The 25986-nt window shown below is 43.8% G+C and carries 22 protein-coding genes; 4 read left to right on the top strand and 18 right to left on the bottom strand.

Translation table 11 applies throughout. The features are described from left to right. Positions 1-130: 130 nt before the first annotated feature. The 9 genes from rpoE to ABFG93_RS12565 form a co-directional block, all read right to left on the bottom strand. Positions 131-613 carry a DNA-directed RNA polymerase subunit delta gene (rpoE, locus tag ABFG93_RS12605; RefSeq protein WP_347548378.1) on the bottom strand — a complete coding sequence of 161 codons (483 nt, stop codon included), beginning with the start codon at positions 611-613 and terminating at the stop codon, positions 131-133. 364 nt (positions 614-977) lie between these two features. Next, positions 978-4238 (bottom strand): fused isobutyryl-CoA mutase/GTPase IcmF, encoded by a 3261-nt coding sequence (gene icmF / locus ABFG93_RS12600; RefSeq protein ID WP_347548377.1) that lies wholly within the window; start codon positions 4236-4238, stop codon positions 978-980. A gap of 13 nt (positions 4239-4251) precedes the next feature. Beyond that, entirely contained in the window at positions 4252-4866 is a 615-nt protein-coding gene (locus ABFG93_RS12595; protein WP_347552831.1) for a TetR/AcrR family transcriptional regulator, read from the bottom strand. 42 nt (positions 4867-4908) lie between these two features. Then, positions 4909-5862: a methylmalonyl Co-A mutase-associated GTPase MeaB gene (gene meaB, locus ABFG93_RS12590; protein ID WP_347548376.1), complete on the bottom strand. Its 954-nt coding sequence runs from the start codon at positions 5860-5862 to the stop codon at positions 4909-4911. Positions 5863-5876: 14 nt separating this feature from the next. Further along, a complete protein-coding gene (locus ABFG93_RS12585; RefSeq protein ID WP_347548375.1) occupies positions 5877-7019 on the bottom strand; it encodes an acyl-CoA dehydrogenase in 1143 nt (380 codons plus the stop codon). Between the two features lie 70 nt (positions 7020-7089). After that, positions 7090-8232 (bottom strand): acyl-CoA dehydrogenase, encoded by a 1143-nt coding sequence (locus ABFG93_RS12580; RefSeq protein WP_347548374.1) that lies wholly within the window; start codon positions 8230-8232, stop codon positions 7090-7092. A gap of 20 nt (positions 8233-8252) precedes the next feature. Further along, positions 8253-9107: a 3-hydroxybutyryl-CoA dehydrogenase gene (locus tag ABFG93_RS12575; protein ID WP_347548373.1), complete on the bottom strand. Its 855-nt coding sequence runs from the start codon at positions 9105-9107 to the stop codon at positions 8253-8255. 18 nt (positions 9108-9125) lie between these two features. Next, positions 9126-10304, bottom strand: coding sequence for an acetyl-CoA C-acetyltransferase (locus tag ABFG93_RS12570; RefSeq protein ID WP_347548372.1), 1179 nt, complete (start codon positions 10302-10304; stop codon positions 9126-9128). A 175-nt stretch (positions 10305-10479) separates the two neighbouring features. Beyond that, positions 10480-12582 carry a heterodisulfide reductase-related iron-sulfur binding cluster gene (locus tag ABFG93_RS12565; RefSeq protein ID WP_347548371.1) on the bottom strand — a complete coding sequence of 701 codons (2103 nt, stop codon included), beginning with the start codon at positions 12580-12582 and terminating at the stop codon, positions 10480-10482. A gap of 204 nt (positions 12583-12786) precedes the next feature. Between ABFG93_RS12565 and cls the strand changes: the two genes are divergently transcribed. Together cls and uvsE are read left to right on the top strand one after the other, a co-directional pair. Beyond that, on the top strand, positions 12787-13971 hold the full coding sequence (gene cls, locus ABFG93_RS12560; protein WP_347548370.1) for a cardiolipin synthase: 1185 nt from the start codon (positions 12787-12789) through the stop codon (positions 13969-13971). Positions 13972-14053: 82 nt separating this feature from the next. Further along, positions 14054-15010, top strand: coding sequence for a UV DNA damage repair endonuclease UvsE (uvsE, locus tag ABFG93_RS12555; RefSeq protein ID WP_347548369.1), 957 nt, complete (start codon positions 14054-14056; stop codon positions 15008-15010). Here the strand turns inward: uvsE and ABFG93_RS12550 are convergent. From ABFG93_RS12550 to bacA, 7 genes are all read right to left on the bottom strand, one after another. Then, positions 14982-15755 carry an alpha/beta fold hydrolase gene (locus ABFG93_RS12550; RefSeq protein WP_347548368.1) on the bottom strand — a complete coding sequence of 258 codons (774 nt, stop codon included), beginning with the start codon at positions 15753-15755 and terminating at the stop codon, positions 14982-14984. The two genes, uvsE and ABFG93_RS12550, sit on opposite strands and share 29 nt — an antisense overlap. A 28-nt stretch (positions 15756-15783) precedes the next feature. Next, on the bottom strand, positions 15784-15954 hold the full coding sequence (locus ABFG93_RS12545) for a XapX domain-containing protein (RefSeq protein ID WP_347548367.1): 171 nt from the start codon (positions 15952-15954) through the stop codon (positions 15784-15786). A gap of 256 nt (positions 15955-16210) precedes the next feature. Further along, the gene (gene argS, locus ABFG93_RS12540; RefSeq protein ID WP_347548366.1) at positions 16211-17872 is read right to left on the bottom strand and encodes an arginine--tRNA ligase; all 1662 of its coding nucleotides are present in this window, start codon (positions 17870-17872) and stop codon (positions 16211-16213) included. Then, the gene (locus tag ABFG93_RS12535) at positions 17869-18294 is read right to left on the bottom strand and encodes a DUF1934 domain-containing protein (RefSeq protein WP_347548365.1); all 426 of its coding nucleotides are present in this window, start codon (positions 18292-18294) and stop codon (positions 17869-17871) included. The genes argS and ABFG93_RS12535 overlap by 4 nt, the downstream gene beginning before the upstream one ends. Positions 18295-18526: 232 nt before the next feature. Continuing rightward, complete coding sequence (gene speB / locus ABFG93_RS12530) at positions 18527-19405, bottom strand: agmatinase (protein WP_347552830.1); 879 nt, start codon at positions 19403-19405, stop codon at positions 18527-18529. 8 nt (positions 19406-19413) lie between these two features. Continuing rightward, on the bottom strand, positions 19414-20241 hold the full coding sequence (gene speE, locus ABFG93_RS12525; RefSeq protein ID WP_347548364.1) for a spermidine synthase: 828 nt from the start codon (positions 20239-20241) through the stop codon (positions 19414-19416). Positions 20242-20397: 156 nt separating this feature from the next. Next, entirely contained in the window at positions 20398-21180 is a 783-nt protein-coding gene (bacA, locus tag ABFG93_RS12520; RefSeq protein WP_347548363.1) for an undecaprenyl-diphosphate phosphatase, read from the bottom strand. Between the two features lie 174 nt (positions 21181-21354). On the opposite strand from bacA, the gene ABFG93_RS12515 reads away from it, so the two are divergent. Next, positions 21355-23427, top strand: coding sequence for a transglycosylase domain-containing protein (locus tag ABFG93_RS12515; protein ID WP_431522000.1), 2073 nt, complete (start codon positions 21355-21357; stop codon positions 23425-23427). A 29-nt stretch (positions 23428-23456) separates the two neighbouring features. On the opposite strand, the gene ABFG93_RS12510 is transcribed toward ABFG93_RS12515, so the two are convergent. Both ABFG93_RS12510 and ABFG93_RS12505 read right to left on the bottom strand, forming a co-directional pair. After that, on the bottom strand, positions 23457-23711 hold the full coding sequence (locus ABFG93_RS12510; protein ID WP_347548362.1) for a DUF2164 domain-containing protein: 255 nt from the start codon (positions 23709-23711) through the stop codon (positions 23457-23459). Between the two features lie 194 nt (positions 23712-23905). Next, positions 23906-24433, bottom strand: a complete 528-nt coding sequence (locus tag ABFG93_RS12505; RefSeq protein WP_347548361.1) for a YwhD family protein — start codon at positions 24431-24433, stop codon at positions 23906-23908. Between the two features lie 187 nt (positions 24434-24620). On the opposite strand from ABFG93_RS12505, the gene ABFG93_RS12500 reads away from it, so the two are divergent. Then, positions 24621-25934 (top strand): NCS2 family permease, encoded by a 1314-nt coding sequence (locus ABFG93_RS12500; protein ID WP_347548360.1) that lies wholly within the window; start codon positions 24621-24623, stop codon positions 25932-25934. The last annotated feature ends 52 nt before the right edge of the window (positions 25935-25986 follow it).

The raw sequence follows: 25986 nt of genomic DNA, 5'->3' as shown, positions 1-25986 counted from the left end.
AAGTGGCACCTGTCCCAAAAATGGGGGGCACTTTTGTTTTTATATCGTATCTATAATTATATTAGTTTATTGGTGAAGCCCAAAAATGATTCTACCGATTTCGTTACTGAAAGTCAAGAAGCGACAAAAATTATTTCTTTTCTTTTGTCTCGTCCTCATCATCGTCATCATCAATATCATCATCGTCGTCTAAGTCTTCTGTATCGTCATCAAAATCGTCGTCGTCGAAATCATCTAGATCATCTACTTCAAGATCTTCAAGATCATCTTCAGCGTCTTCGTCAAATCCAAGTTCGTCCTCAGACTTCTTACGTTTCTTTGGTTTAATTGTTGTTGCAAGCTCTTCCTGTGATTGCTCAACAGGATACCAGCCTTTTAAACCCCACTGGTTGTCTCCAAGTGTAACAAATCGACCGTCAGTGTTCAGGTTTGTATAAACTTCAGCGAGTCTTTCTTGAAGTTCAGCAGAATTATACCCTTTCATTTTCCCGATTTGATCCATTAGTGTATAGAAAGAAACTGGTTTCTTTTGATCCTGCAGGATATAAAACATAATGTCAATCATGGATGTTTCTTGAATGTCATCAGCTGATAGTTGCTTTAAACTACTCATGATATCGGCACTCCCTTTCAATTGAATACACGCTTCTTTAATCAAGGATCTGTTGTTTGACATTTTGATTTTGGCTCTTTTTCTAATGTTACACTCGAATGAGCAAAAATCGTTCTAACGACTAAAAAAACTAGCTAATCGTTTTTGTTTTAATAACAACATTCATTGAATATAAAACAGTAAATCATATTATATCAAAATCATACCACTCATTATAAACAAATTTACTCAATCTATGCTACGATTTTCAAACAAATCTATTGAAACTAAAGGTTTCTTCTCCAAAACACCTAAAAAAAGGAGGAGGGTAGTCCCTTCCTCCTACAATAATATGAACAGTTGCGTTTGACAAGTTGTTAAACGTCTACATATTTCGACGGTATTTGCCTCCTACTTCATAGAGAGCGGTTGTGATTTGGCCAAGGCTTGCCACTTTTACTGTTTCCATGAGCTCTTCGAAGATATTTCCTTTGCTAAGGGCGGCACGCTTTAAACGCTGTAACGCTTCGTCTGTTTGATCAGCATGCCCTTTCTGGAAGCTTTTCAGATTAGCAATCTGCTGTTCTTTCTCTTCTTTACTTGCTCTGGCAAGTTCCATGTTCCACTCTTCTTCTGCAGGTGGATTCGGGTTTTTGTACGTATTTACTCCAACAATCGGAAGCTCTCCGCTATGCTTTAGCATTTCGTAATGCATGGATTCTTCTTGGATCTTACCACGCTGGTATTGGGTTTCCATTGCGCCAAGAACCCCACCTCGTGCATTAATCCGTTCAAATTCAGATAAAACTGCTTCCTCCACAAGATCCGTTAACTCTTCAATGATAAAGGAGCCCTGGAGCGGATTTTCATTCTTCGTTAATCCGTGCTCTTTAGTAATAATCATCTGAATCGCCATTGCGCGACGTACGGATTCTTCTGTCGGAGTCGTAACCGCCTCGTCATACGCATTTGTGTGAAGGGAGTTGCAATTATCATGAATGGCCATTAAGCCTTGAAGCGTTGTCCGAATGTCGTTAAAATCCATTTCCTGTGCATGGAGGGAACGACCGGATGTTTGCACATGGTATTTCAACTTCTGACTTCTTGCATTTGCACCATATTTCTCCCTCATGACCGTTGCCCAGATTCTACGCGCAACCCTTCCGATCACCGTATACTCTGGATCAAGCCCATTACTAAAGAAGAACGATAAGTTTGGTGCAAACTTATCAATATCCATACCGCGACTTAAATAGTATTCAACATACGTAAAGCCATTTGCCAGTGTAAAAGCAAGCTGCGATATAGGATTCGCTCCCGCTTCAGCAATATGATAGCCTGATATGGATACTGAATAATAGTTTCGAACATTTTCATTTATGAAATACTCCTGAATGTCCCCCATCATTCTGAGGGCAAACTCAGTTGAAAATATACACGTATTCTGACCCTGATCTTCTTTTAATATGTCAGCCTGAACCGTACCGCGAACCGTACTGAGTGTACCCGCTTTAATGTTTGCAAGCTCCTCAACTGTCGCTTTCCGTCCTTCCTTCTCTTCAAACCGATTGATTTGCTGCTCAATGGCGGTGTTCATAAACATCGCTAGAATAATTGGAGCAGGGCCATTGATCGTCATCGATACTGAGGTTGACGGTGCGCAAAGATCGAATCCTGCATATAGCTTTTTCATATCATCAAGCGTACAGATGCTTACGCCACTCTCGCCAACTTTTCCATAAATGTCAGGACGATAGTCTGGATCCTCCCCATAAAGCGTTACTGAATCAAATGCGGTACTGAGTCGCTTTGCATCTTCATTCTCAGAAAGATAATGGAAGCGGCGATTCGTGCGCTCAGGCGTGCCTTCTCCAGCAAACTGACGCTTTGGATCCTCGCCTTTTCGTTTAAATGGAAATACACCCGCTGTATATGGGAATGATCCCGGTACATTTTCTTTCAGAACCCAGCGAACAATTTCGCCCCAATCCTCGTATTTCGGAAGTGAAACTTTCGGAATATCCAGACCGGAAAGGCTCTTTGTTGTTAATTCCGTTACAATTTCTTTGTCTCGAATAATGGTCACAAACTCTTTCCCGCTGTACTTCTCTTTCACATCGGACCAGTTTTCGATGATTTTCCTCGTTTCCGTATGCATGTCATCCATGTTTTGATCTTTCATGCTTCCGAGCATCGAAATCGTTTCGTCATTTCCTTCTGTACCCTGTAACATCTCAATCGTTCCATGTAGCTGGAAGGCTTTGCGCGCAAGCTGAACTTGCTTTTCGACGTATTCATGATAACGACGTACGGAGCCTGAGATATCCTGAAGGTACTGCTGGCGCTGGGGCGGAATAATTAAATTTAGCTTTTCAACAATATCGCTTGTTTCAATATCTGTGGCCCAATCATTGCGGCATTTTCGATGAATCGTATCAACAAGCGCCTTAAATAGCGTATTCGTTCCTGGATCATTGAATTGACTTGCGATTGTCCCATACACAGGCATGTTATCGAGACTTTGCTCAAACAGCATGTGGCTACGCTGATACTGCTTCTTTACATCACGAAGCGCATCTTCAGAACCTTTTCGTTCGTACTTATTAATCACAATTAAATCAGCAAAATCAATCATATCGATTTTTTCAAGCTGGGAAGGCGCACCGAATTCACTTGTCATCACATACATCGAAACATCGGCAATTTCAACGATCTCGGCATCCCCCTGGCCAATACCGCTTGTTTCAATGATAACCAAGTCATATCCGGCGGCTTTCACAACGGTAAGCGCTTCACGAATCGATAGCGACAGCTCCGTTTTAGATTTACGCGTGGCAAGACTTCTCATAAATACGCGGTCATTATGGATCGCATTCATCCGAATACGGTCACCAAGCAAAGCCCCGCCCGTTTTCTGTTTTGTAGGATCGATGGATAGGATAGCGACCGTTTTATTGTCAAATTCATTAATAAAGCGACGAACAAGTTCATCGGTTAATGAGCTTTTCCCGGCTCCACCGGTGCCAGTAATCCCAATCACTGGTGCCTCTGTTGCCATCGACTTCAGCTTTTCGAATACCTTTTCAGCTGCTGCCGCTGTTTCTTCTCGCTCCACCCCGTAGCTTTCAGCGAGCGTAATCAGACTCGATACCGCCTGTGGATCGCGTTCATGGATCCGGTCAAGCTGATTGTCGATTTGTTTAAATGTTGGAAAATCACATTCCTTGATCATCATATCGATCATGCCCTGAAGACCAAGATCACTTCCATCATCAGGTGAAAAAATGCGTGAAATGCCATACTCGTGAAGTTCCTTAATTTCTTTCGGTATAATCACGCCACCACCGCCGCCATAAATCCGAACATGCTGTGCCCCTTTTTCTTTTAATAGGTCATACATGTACTTGAAGTACTCCATATGCCCGCCCTGGTAAGATGAGATCGCAATCCCTTGAGCATCCTCCTGAATCGCTGCGTTAACAACCTCTTCAACAGAGCGGTTATGGCCTAGGTGAATAACCTCTGCACCGCTTGATTGCAGAATACGTCGCATAATATTGATGGACGCATCATGTCCATCGAACAAACTTGAAGCGGTTACAAAACGAACATGATGAACCGGTTTATACGTTTCGATTACACTCACTGCTCTTCCTCCTCTATACGTTATTAGCTTCGACAGGATTAAGCGCTTGAATCAGAAATGCTTCCTGCATCTTTGTGTATTCTTCTATCGAATAATGAGACCTTAGCGCCCAGCGTCTGAACACCCACATTTGTCCCTGAACTAGAATGTTATGGGCCGAACCGTAAATTTCTTCATCCGTCAGCTGAAGCTTTCCTTCAGCCACACATTCTTGAATGAGATTTTCGAATATTTCAGCCATTCCAAGCTCTTTTTTCAATACATATGGAAGGGTTTCACGTGGAAGAGATTTAGCCTCCTGATACATGACAAGCACTTCATCCTGCATATCATCCATCACATGATAAAACGCATGAATGGCCTGCCTTAACCGTTCAATCCCACTAATATTCGGCTTCAACTGCTCTTCCAGCCGTTCGCGAACTTCATCGTAAATGCTGTCACAAACAAGGTAGAGCACATCTTCTTTTTTACGGATGTATTCATAAAGGGTACCGATGCTAAAGCCCGCCACTCGAGCAATCTCTCTTGTAGTGGTCCTGTGAAACCCTTTTTCTTTAAAAAGGGAAACAGCCGCCTTGATCATTTGTTCTCGTCTCTTCTGAATGAGCTTTTCATCCTTCACCATGGAAGGAACATTCTTTTTCACCTCTTTCTCAACCCCTTCCTATTATTTTTTCTTCATCATCTCACCGACATAATGATCTAGCAGTTGCACAGCAGCTGAGTATGGATCCACTGCACCGCTCGTCACGTCCTCAATCCAACCTTTATCACTGGCTTGTTCGCGGTCAACAAGCTTCTTCATCATCTCCGCATGAACAACTTCTATCACTTCCCGTTCAAGAAACGTTTTGCGACGCGCTTCCCGCTCGCCTGAACGCTTGCTGTATTCAAAATGATCGGTTAGTCGCTGCCACACTTCCTCAAGTCCTTCATTCCGGACGGAAACAGTTTGAACAATCGGGGGACGCCACGGTGCGTCATGCTTCACGATATCTAACATGCTCTCAAGCTCTGCTAAAAGCTTCGGAACCCCCGGCAGATCCGCTTTGTTTACAATAAAAAGATCAGCAATTTCCATTATGCCTGCTTTAAATACCTGAACCACGTCACCACTGCCAGGGTTTAAGACAACTGCAATGGAGTCTGCGATTTTCATAATGTCGAGTTCTGATTGTCCGACTCCGACCGTTTCAATTAAGATGACATCAAATCCGAACGCATCCATGAGGCGAACTGTTTCTTTGGTTGTGCGAGATAAACCGCCAAGACTCCCTCTCGTTCCCATGCTTCGGATGAAAACGCCTGCGTCAGTAAAATGCTCTGCCATCCGCACCCTATCGCCAAGCAGTGCGCCACCGCTAAACGGGCTTGTTGGATCAACTGCCACTACCCCGACCGTCAGCTTTTGTTTTCTAAGGTAAGTAATGAGCCTGTTCACAAGCGAGCTTTTACCAGCACCAGGCGAGCCTGTCAGACCAATATATTGTGCGCGCCCTGTCATCGGGTGAATATCTTTTAATAGCTCAAGTTTTTCCTCCGCATCATTCTCCACTAAGCTTATGGCTCTCGCCAGCGCACGTTCATCCTTGTTTGAAATTCGTTCTGCTAATGGATGCATCGCCTTCACCCTTATTAATCAGCCATCAGCATTCTTGAAATAACAAGACGCTGAATTTCATTTGTACCTTCGTAGATTTGCGTGATCTTTGCATCTCTCATATAGCGCTCAACTGGGTAATCCTTCGTATAGCCATATCCACCAAACACCTGAACAGCTTCCGTTGTGACTTCCATCGAAATATCGCCGGCGTACAGTTTCGACATTGCTGATTCCTTACCATACGGCAGTCCCTGACTTTCCTTCCATGCCGCTTGATACGTTAGGAGTCGTGCAGCTTCAATCTTCGTCGCCATGTCAGCAAGCTTAAATCCGATTCCCTGGTTTTCACCGATTGGTTTTCCGAATTGCTTCCGTTCTTTTGCGTACGCCGTTGCTGCATCAAGCGCACCCTGTGCAATTCCAACTGCCTGAGCCGCAATCCCGTTACGTCCGCCATCAAGTGTTTTCATTGCAATCTTAAAGCCCTGACCTTCTTCGCCAAGACGATTCTCGACTGGAACACGGCAATCTTCAAAAATGATTTCAAGAGTTGGTGACGAGCGAATGCCGAGCTTCTTCTCTTTTTTACCCATTGAGAATCCTGGCGTGCCTTTTTCAACGATAAAAGCGGTAATGCCTTTATGACGCTTTTCTTTATCTGTTTGAGCGAAAACGATATAGATCTCTGCTTCGCCACCGTTTGTGATGAAAATTTTTGACCCGTTCAAAATGTAATCATCGCCATCAAGCTTCGCAGTCGTTTTCATACCCCCTGCATCAGATCCAGAACCAGGTTCCGTAAGACCATATGCTCCCATTAGCTTTCCTTCTGCCATCGGGCGCAGGAACTTCTGCTTTTGCTCTTCTGTTCCAAACGCATTTAACGGCCAGCCTGCAAGAGAGGTATGAGCAGAAAGCGTTACGCCTGTAGAAGCACACACGCGAGAAAGCTCTTCAACTGCAATGACGTAGCTTAAATAATCAGAGCCAATGCCACCGTACTCTTCAGACCATGGAATTCCGGTTAAACCAAGCTCCGCCATTTGATCAAATAGCTTGCGGTCAAAACGCTCTTCTTCATCACGTTCCGCTGCAGTCGGCTCAACTTCTTTTCGAGCAAAGTCGCGCACCATTTTCCGTAGCATTTCATGTTCTTCTGAAAGTTGGAAATTCATATTGTTTCTCTCCTTTTTGGTCGGTTTGGACAATAAAACAGGTTTCGTCCCGGCTTAGTTTCGTAATTCTCTATTTGAGCAGGTTCCTACTAATGACGATCTTCTGTATTTCACTCGTTCCTTCATAGATTTCACATACTTTCGCGTCTCTGAACAAACGCTCGACTGGATAATCTTTGGTATAGCCGTATCCACCGTAGACCTGGACGGCTTCGATAGAAGCTTTAACGGCTGCTTTGGATGCAAAAAGTTTAGCCATCGATACTTCCTGCATGCATGGGATGCCTTTGTTTTTCAGATCAGCTGCGCGATAGGTTAATAGTTTGGCAGCTTCAACTTCCGTTGCCATATCAGCAAGTTTGAAGCCAAGGCCCTGGTTCTGGCCAATTGGTTTACCGAACTGGTGACGTTCTTTCGCATAGGCGGTAGCGTAATTTAACGCCGCTTCAGCGATCCCAAGGGATTGAGCGGCGATTCCGATCCTGCCGCTTTCAAGGTTAGCCATCGCAATCCTAAAACCCTGACCTTCTTCTCCAAGACGGTTTTCAACCGGAACACGGCAATCTTCGAAAATAATTTCAACGGTGTTGGAGCCGTTTAAGCCCATTTTCTTCTCTTTCTTACCGACGCTGAACCCGGGCGTATCTCGCTCAATGATGAACGCGGTAACACCTTTGCTACCTTTTTCTTCAGGATTCGTTCTCGCAAAAGCGACATACGTATCCGCAGCACCGCCGTTTGTAATGAAGATTTTTGAACCATTCAGGATGTAGTGGTCACCATCACGTACAGCGCGTGTTTTCATACTGCTCGCATCAGAACCTGAACTTGGCTCTGTCAGAGCAAATGCGCCAAGGTATTCTCCTGTCGCAAGCTTGGGGATGTAGCGCTGCTTCTGTTCTTCCGTTCCAAATGCCAGAATTGGCAGGGTGCCGACAGATGTATGAACAGATAGAATGACTCCAACAGTTGCGCTAACTTTTGATAATTCATGGATCGCAATAATATAAGATGTATAATCCATTTCCGCACCGCCGTAGGCTTCAGGGATCGGGATGCCCATTAATCCAAGCTCGCCCATTCGCTTGATTACCTCGCGTGGAAAACGATCTGTTTCTTCCATTTTCTCAATAATTGGCGCAATTTCCTTATCGGCAAAATCACGGACCATTTTCTGCATCATCTTTTGCTCTTCCGTAAACACAAGCTCCATGCTAGTTCCTCCTCATGATGTTAATCCTGGTACTGATAGAAGCCTCTTCCTGTCTTACGTCCGAGCCAACCTGCTTTTACATATTTACGAAGAAGCGGGCATGGGCGGTATTTATCGTCACCAAATCCATCTTGAAGCGTTTCCATAATATAGAGACACGTATCAAGTCCGATAAAATCTGCAAGTGTTAATGGCCCCATCGGGTGATTCATACCGAGCTTCATGACGCTATCAATATCATCAGGTGATGCCACACCTTCATAAACCGTGTAAATCGCTTCGTTGATCATTGGCATAAGAATACGGTTTGAAACGAATCCAGGAAAATCATTTACTTCTACCGCTGTTTTCCCGAGGTCAATGGCCAACTTTTCAACTGCCTGATAACTTTCATCCGTTGTAGCGAGGCCACGAATGATTTCAACAAGTTTCATAACAGGAACCGGATTCATAAAATGCATCCCGATCACTTTTTCAGGTCGCTTCGTTGCGGCTGCGATTTCTGTAATTGGTAGTGATGAAGTGTTCGTTGCGAGGATCGTGTGCTCCTCTGCAATTTCATCCAGACGAGAGAAAAGATTGCCCTTCACTTCCATGTTTTCAACCGCTGCCTCAATGACAATGTCAACTTTTTTTGCATCGTGGATATCAGTTGTAGGCTTTAAACGCTCCATCGTTCCGTTTAAATCCTCTTGAGTGATGCGCTCCTTGGATACCTGTTTTGAAAGATTTTTCTCTATTCTTACAAGTCCTTTATCGATAAACTCCTGTTTTAGATCATTAAGATATACGGTGTAACCGGACGCTGCACATACCTGGGCAATCCCTGCACCCATTTGTCCGGCACCGATCACCATCACTGTTTTAATTTCCACAATCATTCCTCCTTTATTTTATACCTGCACCATAATCGCGTCGCCCTGGCCGCCACCACTGCAGATAGCTGCAATGCCTGTGCCGCCACCCCGTCGCTTCAATTCATGGATAAGTGTGATTAAAATTCTTGCACCACTTGCTCCAATTGGATGTCCAAGAGCTACTGCACCGCCATGCACGTTTACCTTTTCTTCATCAAGCGAAGCAATTTTCCCGCTTGTCAGCGCAACGGCTGCAAAAGCTTCGTTAATTTCAAAAAGATCGATTTCTTCAAGCGTTTTTCCAGTTTTCTTTAGTAGCTCATTAATCACTAGACCCGGTGTCTTAGGAAAATCCTTCGCTTCCAGCGCAATCGCCGTATGAGCAATGATCGTCGCCATTACCTCTTTGCCTTCTTTTGCAGCACGCTCTTCAGACATGAGGACAAGTGCTCCAGCTCCGTCGTTTACGCCCGGGGCATTGCCTGCTGTAATCGTACCTTCAGCTCCAAAAACAGGCTTTAGCTTTCCCAGCTGCTCCGTTGTCGTGCCTTTTCGCGGTGCTTCATCGTGCTCCACAACGACCGAATCACCTTTTCGCTGCGGCACTTCAACAGGCACAATTTCCTCTGCAAAAATGCCTTCTTCTGTTGCTTTCACCGCTCGCTCCTGACTTCTGAATGCCCAAGCGTCTTGTTCTTCTCTTGAAACCTCATATTCTTCTGCGGTTGAATTTCCGTAGACACCCATATGGCAGCCGTCAAAGGAACAGGTCAGACCATCATGAACCATTAAATCGACAATCGGCTTATCGCCCATTCGCATGCCAAAGCGTGCATCTTTCATAATGTAAGGAGCATTGCTCATCGACTCCATGCCACCCGCTACAATCACTTCTTCATCACCAGATCGGATGATTTGATCCGCAAGTGTCACACTGCGAAGTCCTGATGCGCACACTTTATTAATTGTTTCTGTTTTTACTTCCCAGGGAATACCTGCGTGCCTTGCTGCCTGACGAGAAGGAATCTGCCCTTGACCTCCCTGAAGTACAGAACCCATAATGACTTCACCCACATCGGAAGGGTCGATGCCCGCTCGTTTCAACGCTTCTTTAATAGCTGTTCCACCAAGCTTAGATGCTTCCAATGACTTTAACGCCCCACCAAATCTTCCGAAAGGCGTTCTAACACCACTCACAATGACTGTTTTCCCCATATTTAACATCCTCCTCTTTTTGTAACCGCTATCATTATTCTGCAAAATGCGACTGAACGCTCGCTCACCTTATCTGTAAAGCAACAAAGGAAAGAGCTCATGCTGGTGGAGAAAAACCGACATAAGCTAACCCTTTCGAAAAAAGTTCACCTTATCTATCATCTTCGTAAAATTTCTACTGCACAAACTTCTGTACAATAGAGCGTTCAAGGATTTCCACAATATCAAGTGTTGCAATCTCTTCTTCTACTTCTTTCGCCTTCGTTCCATCGCTCATCATTGTTAAGCAATACGGACATGCACTTCCGATTACGGAAGGTTTTACGCTTAGCGCTTGCTCGGTTCTTGTCACATTGATGCGAGAACCAGTATCTTCCTCAGTCCACATCAGACCGCCACCTGCGCCACAGCACATGCCGTTTTCACGGTTACGATCCATCTCGATCACTTCTACACCAGGGATGCTGCGCAGAATTTCGCGTGGTGGATCATACACTTCATTATAGCGACCAAGGTAACAGGAATCATGATAAGTGATTCTCTCGTTTACTTCGTGCTCCGGTTTCAGTTTTCCTGCTTTAATCCAGTCATACAATAGTTCTGTATGGTGATAAACCTCTGCTTCAAGTCCGAATTCCGGGTATTCATTTTTCAATGAGTTGTAAGCGTGAGGGTCGATCGTAACGATTTTCGTAATGTTATGCTTCTGGAACGTTTCGATATTCTTTTGAGCGAGGTCCTGGAATAGGAACTCATTCCCTACGCGTCTTGGCGTATCGCCAGAGTTCTTCTCTTTATTACCAAGGATTGCGAAAGAGATGCCTGCTTCGTTCATGATTTTCGCGAATGAAGCGGCAATTTTTTGACTGCGATTGTCATAGGATCCCATTGAGCCAACCCAGAAAAGGTACTCAAATTCTTCGCCTGCTTTTTCTTTTTCCTTAACTGTTGGTACAACGATGTCATCACGCATATCGCGCCAGTTCTCACGCTCTTTGCGGCTAATGCCCCAGGGGTTACCCTGACGTTCAATGTTCGTAATAGCTCGCTGCACATCGCTATCCATCTTACCTTCCATTAACACAAGGTGACGACGCATATCGATAATCTTATCCACGTGTTCGTTCTCAACTGGACACTGATCTTCACAGTTACGGCATGTCGTACAAGCCCAGATTTCTTCCTCCGTGATAACGCTACCAATTAACGCATCGTTTACAAGGCCTTCAGAAGTTGCTGCCGTTTCTTGCTGGCCGCGGGCTTGGTATGCAAGCTGATTTCCAGCCGTGTTTGAAAAGGCGTAGGCTGGCATCCACGGGGTTCTTGACGTCACCGCTGCCCCCTTCTCAGTTAGATGGTCACGAAGCTTTACGATTAAATCCATCGGTGAAAGAATTTTACCTGTCGCTGTAGCCGGGCACATGTTGGTACAGCGGCCACATTCGACGCAGGCATATAGATCAACAAGCTGCTTCTGATTAAAGTCCTCAATCGTATTAACACCGTATGTTTCCTGACTTTCATCTTCAAAATTGATGGAGGAAAGCTGTCCAACCTTGTTCGTACGACCAAGAAAGACGTTTACCGGTCCAGCGATTAAGTGTGCGTGCTTGGACTGTGGAACGTACACCATGAATGTTAGGAGAACAAGAAGGTGAATCCACCAGAAGAAGAAAAATAGTGCAATAGCAGCTGTCTCATTAATCCAGGAAAAGAGAAATGCGATTCCTGAAGCGACAGGTGCACTCCACGAATATTCAAGGTCATGCCAGATTATTTCCATTCCATTTCCAAACAGAACCGAAATCATCAACAATCCAATAAATAAAAGGACTAATCCAGCTTTAAATCCCTTTTTAAGACGTGCAATCGCTTCGATATAGCGACGGTAAAAAGCCCAGATTACGGCCGTCAAAATCATTAGCGTTACTAACTCCTGAAAGAATGTGAAGGCTGGATAGAAAGGTCCAAGGGGAAGGTGTGACTCCGGTGCAAGGCCTTTGATCACCATATCAATTGCACCGAACTGAACGAGAAGGAAACCATAGAACATCATCACATGAATGGTTCCACTCTTCTTATCTTTTAATAATTTCTTTTGCCCGAATACTTTGACTAGAATCGCTTCCAGTCGTTCTTTCATGGAATGATCAAACTCTGCTTTCTTCCCGAGCTTAATGTATTCGTATCGAGTTTTTACAACATACCCAAACAAAAACAATGCGTAAGCGGTTACAAGAATGAAAGCAATCCAGTTAGCGATCAATAAAACATCCATGTTGGCAAACCTCTCCTTTCGTGTCATTCCTTCTTGTTAGCACGCTTTTCTATATGAAAACGCTTTTAAGTCAGAATGAAAGTAATTTTCTGACTTTAGTATAACACAAAAGACGCTGAATGAGCATTCAGTCAGAGAAAAAATTTTACTTTTTTCTACTTTAGGACAAACTAATACGACTCATATAGATCGGAGGGGTGTTAGATGGGTTTAGGATTCGCAATCATTATAGGTATGGTCTTATGGGCCATTGTAGATCTCGTTCTCGGTGCCAGAAAAAGACGAAACTCTCTCTCTATCTCTCGCCACTCGACAACAGAAAAGATTGACTTTATCGCTGATGGCGAAGACTTTTTCGAGATGCTACTAAAGGATGTCGATGCTGCTGAACGTCATATTCACATGATGTTTTATATTTTTAGAGATGACGAAACGGGATTGCGTGTCATCGATCACCTTTGCGAAAAGGCGTCTCAGGGAGTACGCGTTATAGTTCTTGCTGACTTGGCTGGTAGTCATGGATTGAAGAAAAAAACCATTCAAAGAATGACAGCGAGCGGTGTTCGTTTTTCTTATTCTAGAAAAATTTATTTTCCCCGTATTTTCACAACACTCAATGAACGTAACCACCGTAAAATTACTATTATTGATGGGAAAATTGGATATATTGGCGGTTTTAATGCAGGTAATGAATATGCAGGAAAAGATCCTAAATTCGGGTATTGGAGAGATTATCATCTACGTGTGATCGGTGAAGCAGTGAACGACCTTCAGCATCAATTTCTAGTTGATTGGCAAGCAGAAAATGAAGTCATTGACGATCACATCTACACCCCTCTCCCTACCGGAAACCACGCTTCGGTTAAGTTTCATATAACGAATGGGAGCGGTGGAGAAGAGTCATTCTCTTCATACATTGATGGAGCAACCAGTTCCATTGTAATTGGAACACCTTATTATATTCCTGGACGAATGGTGCAAAACAGCCTGCTGAACGCTATAAAACGCGGGGTATCGGTCATCTTGATTCTCCCAATGAAAGCAGACCATCCACTTGTGAAAGAAGCTTCTTTTCACTACCTCGTTGAACTTATCCAGGCTGGAGGCAAGGTTTATCAATATATGAACGGCTTCTACCATGCGAAGGTCATGATCATTGATGACCGTATCTGTGACATTGGAACCGCTAATTTTGATCAGCGGAGCTTTCACATTAATGGGGAGATTAACTGTATTCTCGAATGTCCAGAGGTTTTAAAGACCATTAAAAAAGTCATTAAAATGGATCTGCTGCAGTCAGAACGCCTTGATCTTGATCGACTAAAAAAGCGAACAATCGGAAACCGTTTGCTTGATCCAATCGCCCGTCTTCTCAGTCCATTTCTTTAACGGCGAATGTGCTATTTATCGTTTCATTTCACTTGTACAGGGAAATGTCCATCATCCACAGTTCAGAAAGGAATGCCTTTATATGAAATTGCGTTTCGGCTACGTTTCAAATGCACTTGCCCTTTATGAAGCGTCACCTGCTAGGACAATGACGTTCGCAAGCTGGTCCAAGCTCTCAAAGGAGGAACAGGAAGCGAAGCTCCACACGATTACAGAACGTAACCTTTCAAGCACGTTAAGGGCACTTCATTACAATATTGCCCACGAAATAGAGTTATACCGCATGTCGTCTTCTATTGTCCCGCTTGCGACCCATCCTGAAGCAAAGTGGGAATACATACATCCTTTCAAAGATCTATTCGCGGAAATTGGAAAGCTAGTTAAAAAGCATGGACTCCGCGTTAGCTTTCACCCAAACCAGTTTACGCTATTCACTAGCCCGAAGCAGCACGTAACAGAGAATGCGATCGGTGACCTTGATTACCACGTAACAATGCTTGAAGCGATGGGGCTTGATAATCGTGCGATAGCAAATATCCATATTGGCGGAGCATACGGTGATAAAAAAGCAACGCTCAAACGATTTTACGTGAACTTTGATACGATCCCTGACCAGATTCGCTCACATGTGACGCTTGAAAATGATGACAAGACCTATACAGCTAAGGAAACCCTTGAAGCATGTGAACGAACCGGGGTGCCATTTATTTTTGATTACCATCATCATATGGCGAATCCAGGCGATGGGCTTCCGGAAGATTTTTTACTGCGTGTACACGAGACATGGAAATCAAGGGGCCAACAACCAAAATTTCACCTCTCCTCACCTAAATCAGAAAAAGCTTATCGCAGTCACGCAGATTATGTGGATAGCGAGTTCGCTCTTCCCTTTATCAACATGTTGAAGGAATATGGTGAAGATGCTGATATCATGATTGAAGCAAAGAAAAAAGACCTTGCAGCACTCAAACTGGTTGAAGATCTTTCAGCAGTCCGTGGCGTCAAGCGTCTTACTGGTGGTTCGATTCAATGGAAGTAACGAAATTTCTCACAATATGATTAAATTCTCGGAACGATTTTGTTGGAAGCTCGTGAAAAGCACCAGCTACCCGGATGATCCTGGCAAAAGGTAACATATTTTTGTAAATCTGTTGGTAGTGATGAAAGTAAAAGGCTCGCTCTCCGGACAGGTGAAGAAACGGAACACGGAGCGTGCTCAGTTTTTTTGTACAGGAATACACACGACCTTTTTCATAAAACTGCTTTAACGACTCCACATCGGTCTTATTCGCATACGCTTTTAAATACTGAAATTCCGCTATCGTTTTAGCGTGACTTTTTGCTAAGATCCATGATAGCAGTTTCAGGTTATGGGCAACAGTAGATCCTGCTCTGAACTCTAGATCAAGAAGAACGTCATTCACTTCTGAAAATCCTCCGCACAAAATAATACCTGCTACTCGCTGCTGGTGTTTAATCGCGAAGTCCTGCACAACACTCCCTCCACTTGAATAGCCGATGAAAATCGCTTTTGGTATCTCAAGTGCATCAACAAATTCTTTCAAATCATCCCCAAGCAGCGATATGGATAAGGGGTCCTGTCCTTTCGAAGTATAGCCATGCCCTCGCATATCATAAACAATCACTCTAAAGTAACGTGATAACATACGCTGTTCATGAAAAACAACGTGTCCCATTCCAGGGGGATGTAGAAAAATAAGCGGAAGACCGCTCCCCTCATCTTCATAATAATGCATAATGTTTCTTAAATTAAGATAAGGCATTTGCCCACCCCCTTCTCCATTTTAATTACTAAAGTGACCAAAAACCCGAAAGAAAATTGTAGGCCTTAAACCCAAGATAAATTCCAATAATCCCCGCCACACCCGCAAACGCCGGAGGAGCCGGAATCGGCAGCTTCAAAAACGCAAAAACAAGCCCAACAATAGAGCCCGTTAACGTCGCAATCAAAATCGTCTTCATCACATCGCCCCTTTCCTTAAAGTATGACCAGAAAACTAGTCTATTATAAAAAAGAAAAGCGGAAGTGACCCGTTTAGGTCCGACAAGCGCTGGAGCCTCCCAATTTGAACACGCTTTTTGTGTTCCGAGTTGGGAGGCGAAGCGATCGAGGGGGCTAGGCGCTAGAGTTGGACACGAAGCGAGCCGGCCTATTTGATGAAATCCCATTTAAATCCCACCAAAAAGCCCTGCCGCATATGCGACAGGGCTTCTTACTTTACATTTTTTCTGGTGCGTTTACGCCGATAATCTCGAGCGTGTTTTGAACAGTTTGTTGAACAGCTTTCATCAGCTTAAACCGAGCGGAGCTTTTTGCAAGATCCTCAGGATCAATGACACGCTCAGCATTATAGAAGCTGTGTAGCGCTGCAGCAAGTTCAAATGCATAGTTTGTGATGCGATGTGTCATGCGCTTTTCAGCCGCTTCAGCAATCGCTTCTGGTAGTTCACCAAGCTTCTTAAGAAGATCTATTTCTTTCTCAGATGTAATAAGAGAAAGGTCAGCGTCTTCGGTTAATCCCATTTCTTCTCCCTGGCGAAGAATGCTGCAGACGCGGGCATGTGCGTACTGCACGTAGTAAACAGGATTTTCATTTGATCGTGATACGGCAAGGTCCATATCGAAATCAAGATGGGAATCAGAGCTTCTCATCGAGAAGAAATAGCGCATCGCATCAATGCCCACTTCATCCATTAGTTCACGAAGCGTAACAGCTTTACCAGTTCGCTTACTCATCTTCATTTTCTCGCCATCTTTAAAGAGATTCACCATCTGAATGATTTCAACTTCAAGCTGCTCTCTCTTATATCCAAGTGCTTCAATTGCCGCTTTCATTCGTGGAATATAACCATGGTGATCGGCACCCCAAATGTTAATCAACTTATCAAATCCACGGGATAGCTTATCCTGATGATACGCGATATCCGGTGTTAAGTAAGTATAAGAGCCGTCACTTTTAATCAGCACGCGATCTTTGTCATCGCCGTAAGTGGTTGAACGGAACCACGTTGCGCCATCCTGTTCAAACGTTTCACCGCGCTCTTTCAGCTTCGCAAGAACATCATCAATTTTGCTGGAAGAGTAAAGAGACGTTTCAGAGAACCATACGTCAAACTCTACGCCGAATTCCTTCAGATCCTTCTTTAGCTTCTCAAGCTCACGTTCAAGCCCATATTCACGGAAATAGGCATAGCGCGCTTTATCATCAAGCTCAAGTAAACGATCGCCTTCTTTTTCAACTAGATCTTTACCGAACTGAACGATATCCTGTCCCTGGTAGCCATCTTCCGGCATTTCCTTCTCTTTCCCAAGTGCCTGCATGTAGCGTGCTTCTAATGAAACCGTCAGATTATGAATCTGATTACCTGCATCGTTGATGTAGTATTCACGAGAAACGTCGTATCCTGCACGATCAAGAATATTGCAAAGCGTATCGCCAACAGCCGCTCCGCGTGCATGTCCCAAATGAAGGCTTCCGGTCGGGTTCGCTGAAACAAACTCCACCTGAATTTTTTCGTTTCGATTGGCTGATCGACCGTACGCACTACCGTTTTCTAAGATTGTTGGAATGAGTTCTGTTAAATAAGCTGTATCCATGAAGAAGTTAATAAAGCCAGGTCCTGCAATATCAATTTGCTTAATGCCCGCTTTTTCCATATCAAGATTCGCTTTTAAATCCTCTGCAATCGCACGCGGTGCTTTCTTCGCGATACGTGCTAGCTGCATCGCCATGTTTGTCGCATAGTCGCCGTGCGCTTTATCCTTCGGTGACTCGAGGATCACCTCCGGAAGCTCACTTTCTGATGCAAGATTCGCCTTCAGGACGGCCTGCTTTATTTCTTCTTTCAACTGCTCTTTCTTTTGTTCCACACTATTCATTGACTTGCTCCTTTCCAGGTTAGCGACAGCTCATGTCGCTGCGATTCGTCTTCTTCGAGGTAAAGCATATAGCGAAGGGTCAAACGGCCTTTATTCTTCTCACGATCGACTAGTTGCTCAATTCGCTCTGTGCGAATTTGCAGCGGCATTGCTCCAAACGGTGTCTTGTAGATGGTTTCTGACAGCTGACCGGGGGAAAATTGCTGTCTAATTGAAAGGGCTCCCCTTCGAATGACCGTCACCTGTTCTTGATCTATTTTAACAGTTGTTGAGACCTGTCCGAATTCAAGATCTTCTTCATAGCGTAAATAAAGCACCTCACCTTTTTCAATCAGGTTTCCCATTACTGTATGGTTTGAGGATTGTTTCTCTTTCCCGGACTGTATACGGGAATCAATCTTTAATTCGATCTGACCGCTCATTCTTTCACGTCCTAACTAAATCATTAACTTTCTTATTATAAGAAAAGCGCAAGTGCCTTGTCCACCCCCGACAAGCTTAAGACGAACCTCAGCGTGGTGCTTTTTGCCACACTGTGGTTTGACTTAAGACCTCGAGGGGGTAGGCGCTGGAGCTAGACATCACTGAAATTTCTTTCTTTTCTTTCAAGAAAAAAGAGACTGTATTCAAATTGAATACAGCCTCTGCACAGAATTATTTCTTGTGCGTCCAGCCAAGCAGCATTTCACGGATGAATTTACTTGCCGCGATTGGCGTTTGTTCAGATGGGTCATAAGCAGGTGCAACCTCAACAAGGTCTGCTCCTACTACGTTGATACCGGAACCTGCAATCGCAGAAATCGCCTCAAGAAGTTCTTTGGACGTAATACCCCCAGCTTCAGCAGTGCCTGTCCCAGGTGCATGCGCTGGATCAAGCACATCGATATCAATCGTAACGTACACATTACGCCCTTCAAGTGAAGGTAGCACTTTTTTCAGCGGCTCTGCCACTTCGAATTTATGCATGTGCATTCCTGACTCTTTCGCAAATTGGAACTCTTCCCGCATACCTGAGCGGATTCCGAACGAGTACACATTTTCAGCACCAATCAGGCCACAAGCCTTGCGAACAGGTGTTGAGTGAGAAAGCGGTTCTCCCTCATACTCCTCGCGTAAGTCAGCATGTGCATCAATATGGATCAACGCAAGGTCATCGTATTTCTTATGAAACGCCTTTAGAATCGGCCATGTGACAAGGTGCTCGCCGCCCATTCCAAGTGGAAACTTGCCGGCTTCAAGCAGGGAGTCAATGTACTCTTCAATCATATCAATGCTTCTTTGTGGGTTACCGAATGGAAGTGGAATATCCCCTGCATCAAAGTATTGAATTTCTTCCAAATGACGATCCATATATGGACTGTATTCTTCAAGCCCGAGGGAGGCTTCGCGAATACGCCCGGGACCGAAACGTGAACCTGGGCGGAAGCTTACCGTCCAGTCCATCGGCATGCCATAGATGACGACGTTGCTATTTTCAAAAGAAGGATTGCTTAGAATAAATACGTTACCTGAATAAGCTTCATCGAATTTCATGCTCATCGTTATTCCACAAGATCCTGAACAAATTTAGGAAGAGCAAAGCTTGCTGTGTGAAGTTCTTTTGTATAGTATTTTGTTTCAATCTCGTGGAAGCGGCTTTCAGGTACTTCAAGGGGATCATTCTTTTTCGAGCCAATTGTGAACGTCCACAGTCCACTCGGATAAGTTGGAATGTTCGCTGTATAAACACGCGTAATTGGGAAAATTTCTTTCACATCTCTGTGTACTTGAGAGATCAGATCCGCTTTAAACCACGGGTTGTCTGTCTGAGCAACGAAAATACCGTCTTCCTTAAGTGCTTTTGAAATGCCTTCATAAAAGCCTCGTTCAAAAAGCTTGGCAGCTGGTCCAACTGGTTCTGTTGAATCAACCATGATGACGTCATATTCACTTTCACTTTTCGCAATGTGCATAAATCCATCGTCAACGAGCACTTCAACACGCTCATCTTCAAGAGCACCTGCAATCGATGGTAAATATTTCTTTGAGTACTCGATTACTTTTCCATCAATTTCAACAAGCGTCGCCTTTTCAACAGATGGGTGCTTCAGTACTTCACGGATGACACCACCGTCACCGCCACCAACAACAAGAACGTGTTTCGGGTTCGAATGTGTGAAAAGGGGTACGTGTGCGACCATTTCGTGATATACGAACTCATCCTTCTCAGTCGTCATAACCATACCGTCAAGAACGAGCATCTTACCGAATTCTTCTGTTTCAATCATATCAAGGCGCTGAAAATCGGTCTGTTCTGTGTGAAGCGTTTGCTTAATTTTAGCCGTAATTCCGAAGCTCTCTGTCTGCTTCTCTGTATACCATAATTCCATTCAAACCACTCCTCTATTTCAATCTGCTACACTAATCCGTTCCCGAATGTCTTTTGTACAAACAGGATTAGTATATTGCAAAAGAATCTATCTAAACAAAGCACAAGAAAAGTATAGTCGACTCATCGTAAAAAGCAAGAGAAATTTATACTTTCATTAGAACAGGACCATCCATACAAAAAGGGCAAGAACAAATCTATAAATAGCAAACGGGATGAGACGCACTCGTTCAATGAATTTAATAAATGTTACAATGGCCAAAAGCGCAACTAGGAAAGCAGCAAGAAAACCTGTCACAAATACCGGGATATCTGAAATCGCTAAATACTGATAGCTTTTTAAAAGGTCATAGCCGCTCGCTGCGACCATCATCGGAACGGCAAGGATAAACGAAAATTCCGCGGCGGTTTTATGCGTTGTTCCAAGCAAAACGCCTCCAGAGATCGTTGCTCCAGAACGCGAGAAGCCTGGCCAAAGAGCAAGACATTGAAAAAGACCAATCGAAAAAGCCTGTTTAAGTGTTAAATCATCAAGACTTGAACTAACAGGCGTACTTTTCTTCAGATCAGCAATAATCATCAAAACACCACCAACGACAAGACCAATTACAACTGTATACGGGGAAAATAAATAGCTTTTAATAAAACCGTGTAATAAAAATCCTGCAACGACAGCCGGGATCATCCCTAAAATCAGATGAATGAGTGTTAGCCCACTCTTCGTTCTGTCAGGTGAAAGTAGCGATGCGAACCTTTTACGATACATGACCACAACGGCAAGGATCGAACCAAGCTGAATAACTATCTCAAATGTTTTCGCTCGCTCACCAGTAAAATCGAGCCAGTAGCCTGTCAATATCAGGTGGCCCGTTGAGGATACAGGAAGAAATTCCGTTAACCCTTCAACAATTCCAAGAATAATCGCAATGATAATCTCCATTCTCTTCTCTCCCCTAACTAAATGCCGTTCAATCTAAATGATTCAACTAACTATACTCCATCCTATTCAAAAAATGGACAAATATTTTTCTAATGTGATAGAAGTTTCACTGTTCTAAGCGTTTAAGAGTTTCTAGATTGTTACATACTAGATTTATACGAAAGATGTGGGGAGGTGAGCCTCATTAAATGGCTAAAAACCGAACAGTTCCAGTTCTGGAAACGGTGGGGGATGTTGTTAGGTAGGCTAATGATGATCTGCTTTGTTTTGCTCGGACTGTCGATTGGTTCGTTATATTTAATAGCTGTAATCATGGGGGCTCCAGAGCTTCAAGTCCCACAGACTACGATTTACTATGATACGAACAAACAGGTGATTGGGGAGAGTAATCAGGACGGACAGAACCGCTATTGGGTCGATCTTGATGAGATTGCTCCTCACCTAATTGATGCTACGATTGCGATTGAGGACCGTAGTTTTTACGAGCACTCTGGTTTCGATTTCAAACGAATCGCAGGGGCGATTCTTGCTGATATTAAAGCAATGGCCAAAGTTCAGGGAGCAAGTACGATAACACAACAATACGCACGTAACCTCTTCCTGGAACATGACAAAACGTGGAAACGAAAGATAACAGAAGCATTTTATGCCTACCGCCTTGAAATTCATTACTCTAAAGAAGAGATTCTGGAAGGCTATTTAAATACAATCTATTACGGGCATGGTTCATATGGAATTGAATCGGCAGCGCGAACGTATTTTGGGAAAGGAGCAAGCGATCTCACATTGGCGGAAGGGGCAATGCTTGCCGGAATTCCTAAAGGTCCTAGTTATTATTCCCCGTATGCCGATGCAGAACGAGCTAAGAAACGTCAAGGGACCGTTCTTGATGCGATGGTGACAAACCACTCCCTCACAGAGAACGAAGCACAGCAAGCTAAATTCGAAAACATGCCACTTCAGGCATTTAATGAAGAAGAAGTACAAACCGAGAACGCTCCCTATTTTGCAGCGGAAGTTAAAAAAGAACTCAAAACCAAACTATCCCTTGATGAACGAGTCATCGAACAGGGTGGTCTTCACGTCTACACAACGCTTGATATGGAGATGCAGCAATCAGCTGATAATTGGGTGAAATCAAGCATTGATAAGAGTAGCGACATTCAAGCAGCACTTGTTGCAATGGAGCCGAAAACTGGTGCAGTAAGAGCAATGATTGGTGGTCGCGATTATGAAGAAAGCAAGTTCAATCGCGCAACAATGGCAAAGCGGACGCCAGGATCAACTTTTAAACCACTGCTCTATTACGCAGCTGTTAAAAATGGCTTCACCCCGTCAACGCGAGTTCGAAGTGAGCCGACAACGTTCTATTATGACAACGATAAAGAAACGTATTCTCCCAATAATTACGGCAATGCTTACGCTAATGATGAAATTACGCTCGCTCAGGCGCTCGCCCTTTCAGATAACGTAGTTGCTGTTAAAACGCATATGTTTTTGGATGAGAAAACACTCGTTCAAACCGCAAAGGATTTCGGAATTACCAGTCCTCTTTCTGCTATTCCATCACTCGCGCTTGGTACGAAGCCTGTTGGAATGATGGAAATGACAGAAGCATACAGCATGCTCGCTAACGGCGGAAAACAAGTCGAGCCGCATTATATTGATAAGGTGACAGATCGAGATGGAAAAGTGATCTATCGCCATGAATCAGATGCGGAAGTAGTTCTTGATCCCGCGACAGCTTTCGTAACGACAAGCATGATGACAGGTGTTTTTGATGAATCATTAAATGATTATACAAAAGTAACAGGTTCTGGGATTGACCATTTACTGTCACGTCCAGCCGCTGCCAAAACCGGATCGACTTCAACCGATAGCTGGATGATTGGATTCACACCTCAGCTCACCGCAGCTGTTTGGATTGGTTATGATAAAGGAGAAAAATTAAATTTTCGAAATGATGGTTTTTACGCGAAAAAGATATGGGCGAATTTTATTGAAGAGGCACTTGAGGGGGAAGAAAGTAAGGAGTTCACTCCTCCTGAAGGAGTTGTTGCTGTAAAAGTTGACCCTCAAACGGGCTTGCTGGCAAGCAAAGCGTGTCCTGTAAAACGCTTAACCTATTATATAGAAGGAACAGAACCGCATGACTATTGCGAAGATCATCCCGGTCAATCCCTTTCTGAAGATGAAGGAGCAGGTAAGAAAGGGCTTCTCGATCGATTCTTCCAATGGATTAGATAGAAAAACGGGCGCTACGCCCGTTTTTCTAATTATCTAGTTCCTTCTGGATCTGGTTTCTTTAAAGCTTCTAAATCCTGTTCAATACTCATCCACTTTTGTTCCGTCATGTCGATTGCGTCTGTTATCCCACTATTGTATAGTGTTGGACCAATTTCGGACATCACAAAATGAAGAAAGTTCTCTGCAGCAAGCTCTCCAATTTCTTCATCACGCTCTTCATAGAAATAGGATTGGATGCGCTGAACGAGATCTTTCTTCTTTTCATTCGATAATTGTTTCCACATGGCCATCACCCTTCCTGTTTAATAGGTAAAGTATAACAGGTTCATAATGAGTTCCGCTTTCAACCAGAACAACCCGAGGAAAATTCCCCGGGTTGTTTTGGGTCCTAGCTATATGTGTTGCGTATAGATTAGTTTACGCTCAGTTTCACAAAACCTCAAGAGATTTCAAAATTTATTCAAAAAACAGTCAAAAGTTAGTCTTGAAGTCCCGATTTCACATCATCACTCGATCGCTCGTAAACGTCCTTATCAAAGCCAATTAGATAGTCACGAAGCATCTTTTTCGATTTCGCATCCATATGATTGATCACAACTTTCCCTTTCATGGATTTATCCATGTTGTTCACATGTTCTGGCATGCTTTTCCATGCTCGCTTCGCTTCAGGATCGACGAAGAACTCACATGCTCCGATTCCGTAGTAGAAAGGACCTTCTTCTTTTCTTTGCAGCGTTACCCATACAATCCAGGCAGTATGACCGTTCGGAACATCTTCACGTGTTTTAACTAGCTTCTTCCGTTTCTCAAGCGCACTGCGCGCGTGTAGGGCACCGACATCTACATACACTTCATCTGTCGTCGGATCAATGATCACTGGAGATACGTTATCGAGATTGATTGTACCAACACCATAACCACCGTGACCGTCAGTTGAGTCTCCACTTAAAATATTAAAGCCTGTTGAGGGCTTCTTAGCTGGCTTTTTCTCTTCTTCATTTGCCAATTGTGACTACCTCCTTCATTCACTATTCTCCGTCATCATTTTATCATAATTCCTCCATTGTATTCATCCAGGAGCTTTTGTGCCCGGCATAGCAGGACATTTCAAATTCCCCCTTGTCAAAATGCGTTTTTACGAATATTATAGAACTTGTGCTTAAAAAACGTTCGTATTTAATGGAGGTCTTACGATGTTTAACTCCTTTTTTCGTTTAAAAGAAAATGGAACAAACGTTAAAACAGAATTTCTAGCAGGATTAACTACTTTCCTGACCATGGTATATATCGTTATTGTTAACCCAATTATCCTTTCTTCAACAGGTGTACCGTTCAATACAGTATTTATCGCTACGATCATCGCGGCAGTTGTGGGAACACTCTGGATGGGACTTTTCGCTAATTACCCGATTGCAATCGCCCCCGGTATGGGGTTAAATGCTTACTTCGCCTTTTCTGTTGTTGGAGGGCAAAGTGGTGTGTCATACCAGGTCGCATTCGGAGCTGTGTTTATTGCAGGTATTCTCTTTATTATTCTTTCCTTAACACCATTCCGAGAAAAGCTAATCGAAGCAATTCCGACAAATCTTAAGCTCGGGATCACAGCCGGTATTGGTCTGTTTATCGCATTTATTGGACTTCGCATGACAGGCATTATCGTCGCTGACAAAGAAAATCTTGTAGGACTTGGCAATCTCCATTCACCTGAAGTTATTCTTGCGCTTGTCGGATTAATTATCACGCTTATCCTGATGGCTCGAAATGTACCTGGAGCGCTGTTCTTCGGTATGATTGCTACAGCCGTTATCGCCATTTTCACGGGACAGCTTGAATTTGGTAAAATGATGGAAACACCTGCCGCTCCAGAGTTCTTTATCTTCGGAAGTCCGCTTCAAGCTATTAAAGATATGATCGAATACGGATTATATGCGGTTATCTTCTCATTCTTACTCGTAACGCTATTTGATACGACAGGAACAATGGTCGGTGTCGCTGAACAGGCTGGCTTAATGAAAGGCAAGAAGATGCCCCGTGCTCGTCAGGCTCTTCTCGCTGACTCGGTTGGTACAACAATAGGCGCAATCTTCGGGACAAGCCCAACAAGTGCGTATATTGAATCCTCTTCAGGCGTTGCAGCTGGAGGAAGAACGGGCTTAACGTCTGTGGTTGTCGCTGTCCTCTTTATCATATCTGCTTTCTTTGGACCACTCGTTAGTTCATTGTCAGGACTTGCAGCTATTACGGCACCAACACTTATTATCGTAGGAAGCCTGATGATCGGGGCTGTTGGAAAAATTGACTGGAGCGAATTTGATGAGGCATTCCCTGCCTTCTTAATTATCCTGACAATGCCGCTTACTGCAAGCATCGCGACAGGAATTGCGCTCGGATTTATCACATATCCTATTCTAAAAATCGTTAAAGGAAAAGGACGCGAAGTTCATCCCCTTCTTTATTTGTTCGCTGTTCTCTTCTTCTACCAGCTAGCATTTCTGCCACACGCATAATAAATGCAGATCTATAATAAAGAGATGGCTCAAACTTGAGCCATCTCTTTTT

The sequence above is a fragment of the Pseudalkalibacillus hwajinpoensis genome (assembly GCF_039851965.1).
Classification (GTDB): Bacteria; Bacillota; Bacilli; order Bacillales; family Guptibacillaceae; genus Guptibacillus; species Guptibacillus hwajinpoensis_E.
The sequence above is the reverse complement of the archived record's forward strand: the minus strand, read 5'-3'. Positions and strand labels throughout refer to the sequence as shown.

Bases quoted from the DNA above. Each gene is read 5' to 3' on its own strand.
- ABFG93_RS12500 (WP_347548360.1), top strand. From the start codon at position 24,621: ATGTTTAACTCCTTTTTTCGTTTAAAAGAAAATGGAACAAACGTTAAA.
- ABFG93_RS12535 (WP_347548365.1), bottom strand. From the start codon at position 18,294: ATGAGCGGTCAGATCGAATTAAAGATTGATTCCCGTATACAGTCCGGG.
- ABFG93_RS12565 (WP_347548371.1), bottom strand. From the start codon at position 12,582: ATGGATGTTTTATTGATCGCTAACTGGATTGCTTTCATTCTTGTAACC.
- bacA (WP_347548363.1), bottom strand. From the start codon at position 21,180: ATGGAGATTATCATTGCGATTATTCTTGGAATTGTTGAAGGGTTAACG.
- argS (WP_347548366.1), bottom strand. From the start codon at position 17,872: ATGAATAGTGTGGAACAAAAGAAAGAGCAGTTGAAAGAAGAAATAAAG.
- speE (WP_347548364.1), bottom strand. From the start codon at position 20,241: ATGGAATTATGGTATACAGAGAAGCAGACAGAGAGCTTCGGAATTACG.
- ABFG93_RS12570 (WP_347548372.1), bottom strand. From the start codon at position 10,304: ATGGGGAAAACAGTCATTGTGAGTGGTGTTAGAACGCCTTTCGGAAGA.
- ABFG93_RS12510 (WP_347548362.1), bottom strand. From the start codon at position 23,711: ATGTGGAAACAATTATCGAATGAAAAGAAGAAAGATCTCGTTCAGCGC.
- cls (WP_347548370.1), top strand. From the start codon at position 12,787: ATGGGTTTAGGATTCGCAATCATTATAGGTATGGTCTTATGGGCCATT.
- ABFG93_RS12580 (WP_347548374.1), bottom strand. From the start codon at position 8,232: ATGGAGCTTGTGTTTACGGAAGAGCAAAAGATGATGCAGAAAATGGTC.
- speB (WP_347552830.1), bottom strand. From the start codon at position 19,405: ATGAAATTCGATGAAGCTTATTCAGGTAACGTATTTATTCTAAGCAAT.
- ABFG93_RS12550 (WP_347548368.1), bottom strand. From the start codon at position 15,755: ATGCCTTATCTTAATTTAAGAAACATTATGCATTATTATGAAGATGAG.
- meaB (WP_347548376.1), bottom strand. From the start codon at position 5,862: ATGCATCCATTAGCAGAACGAATTTCAAACAAGGATGAACGTGCGCTG.
- rpoE (WP_347548378.1), bottom strand. From the start codon at position 613: ATGAGTAGTTTAAAGCAACTATCAGCTGATGACATTCAAGAAACATCC.
- ABFG93_RS12595 (WP_347552831.1), bottom strand. From the start codon at position 4,866: ATGGTGAAGGATGAAAAGCTCATTCAGAAGAGACGAGAACAAATGATC.
- ABFG93_RS12545 (WP_347548367.1), bottom strand. From the start codon at position 15,954: ATGAAGACGATTTTGATTGCGACGTTAACGGGCTCTATTGTTGGGCTT.
- ABFG93_RS12585 (WP_347548375.1), bottom strand. From the start codon at position 7,019: ATGAATTTCCAACTTTCAGAAGAACATGAAATGCTACGGAAAATGGTG.
- uvsE (WP_347548369.1), top strand. From the start codon at position 14,054: ATGAAATTGCGTTTCGGCTACGTTTCAAATGCACTTGCCCTTTATGAA.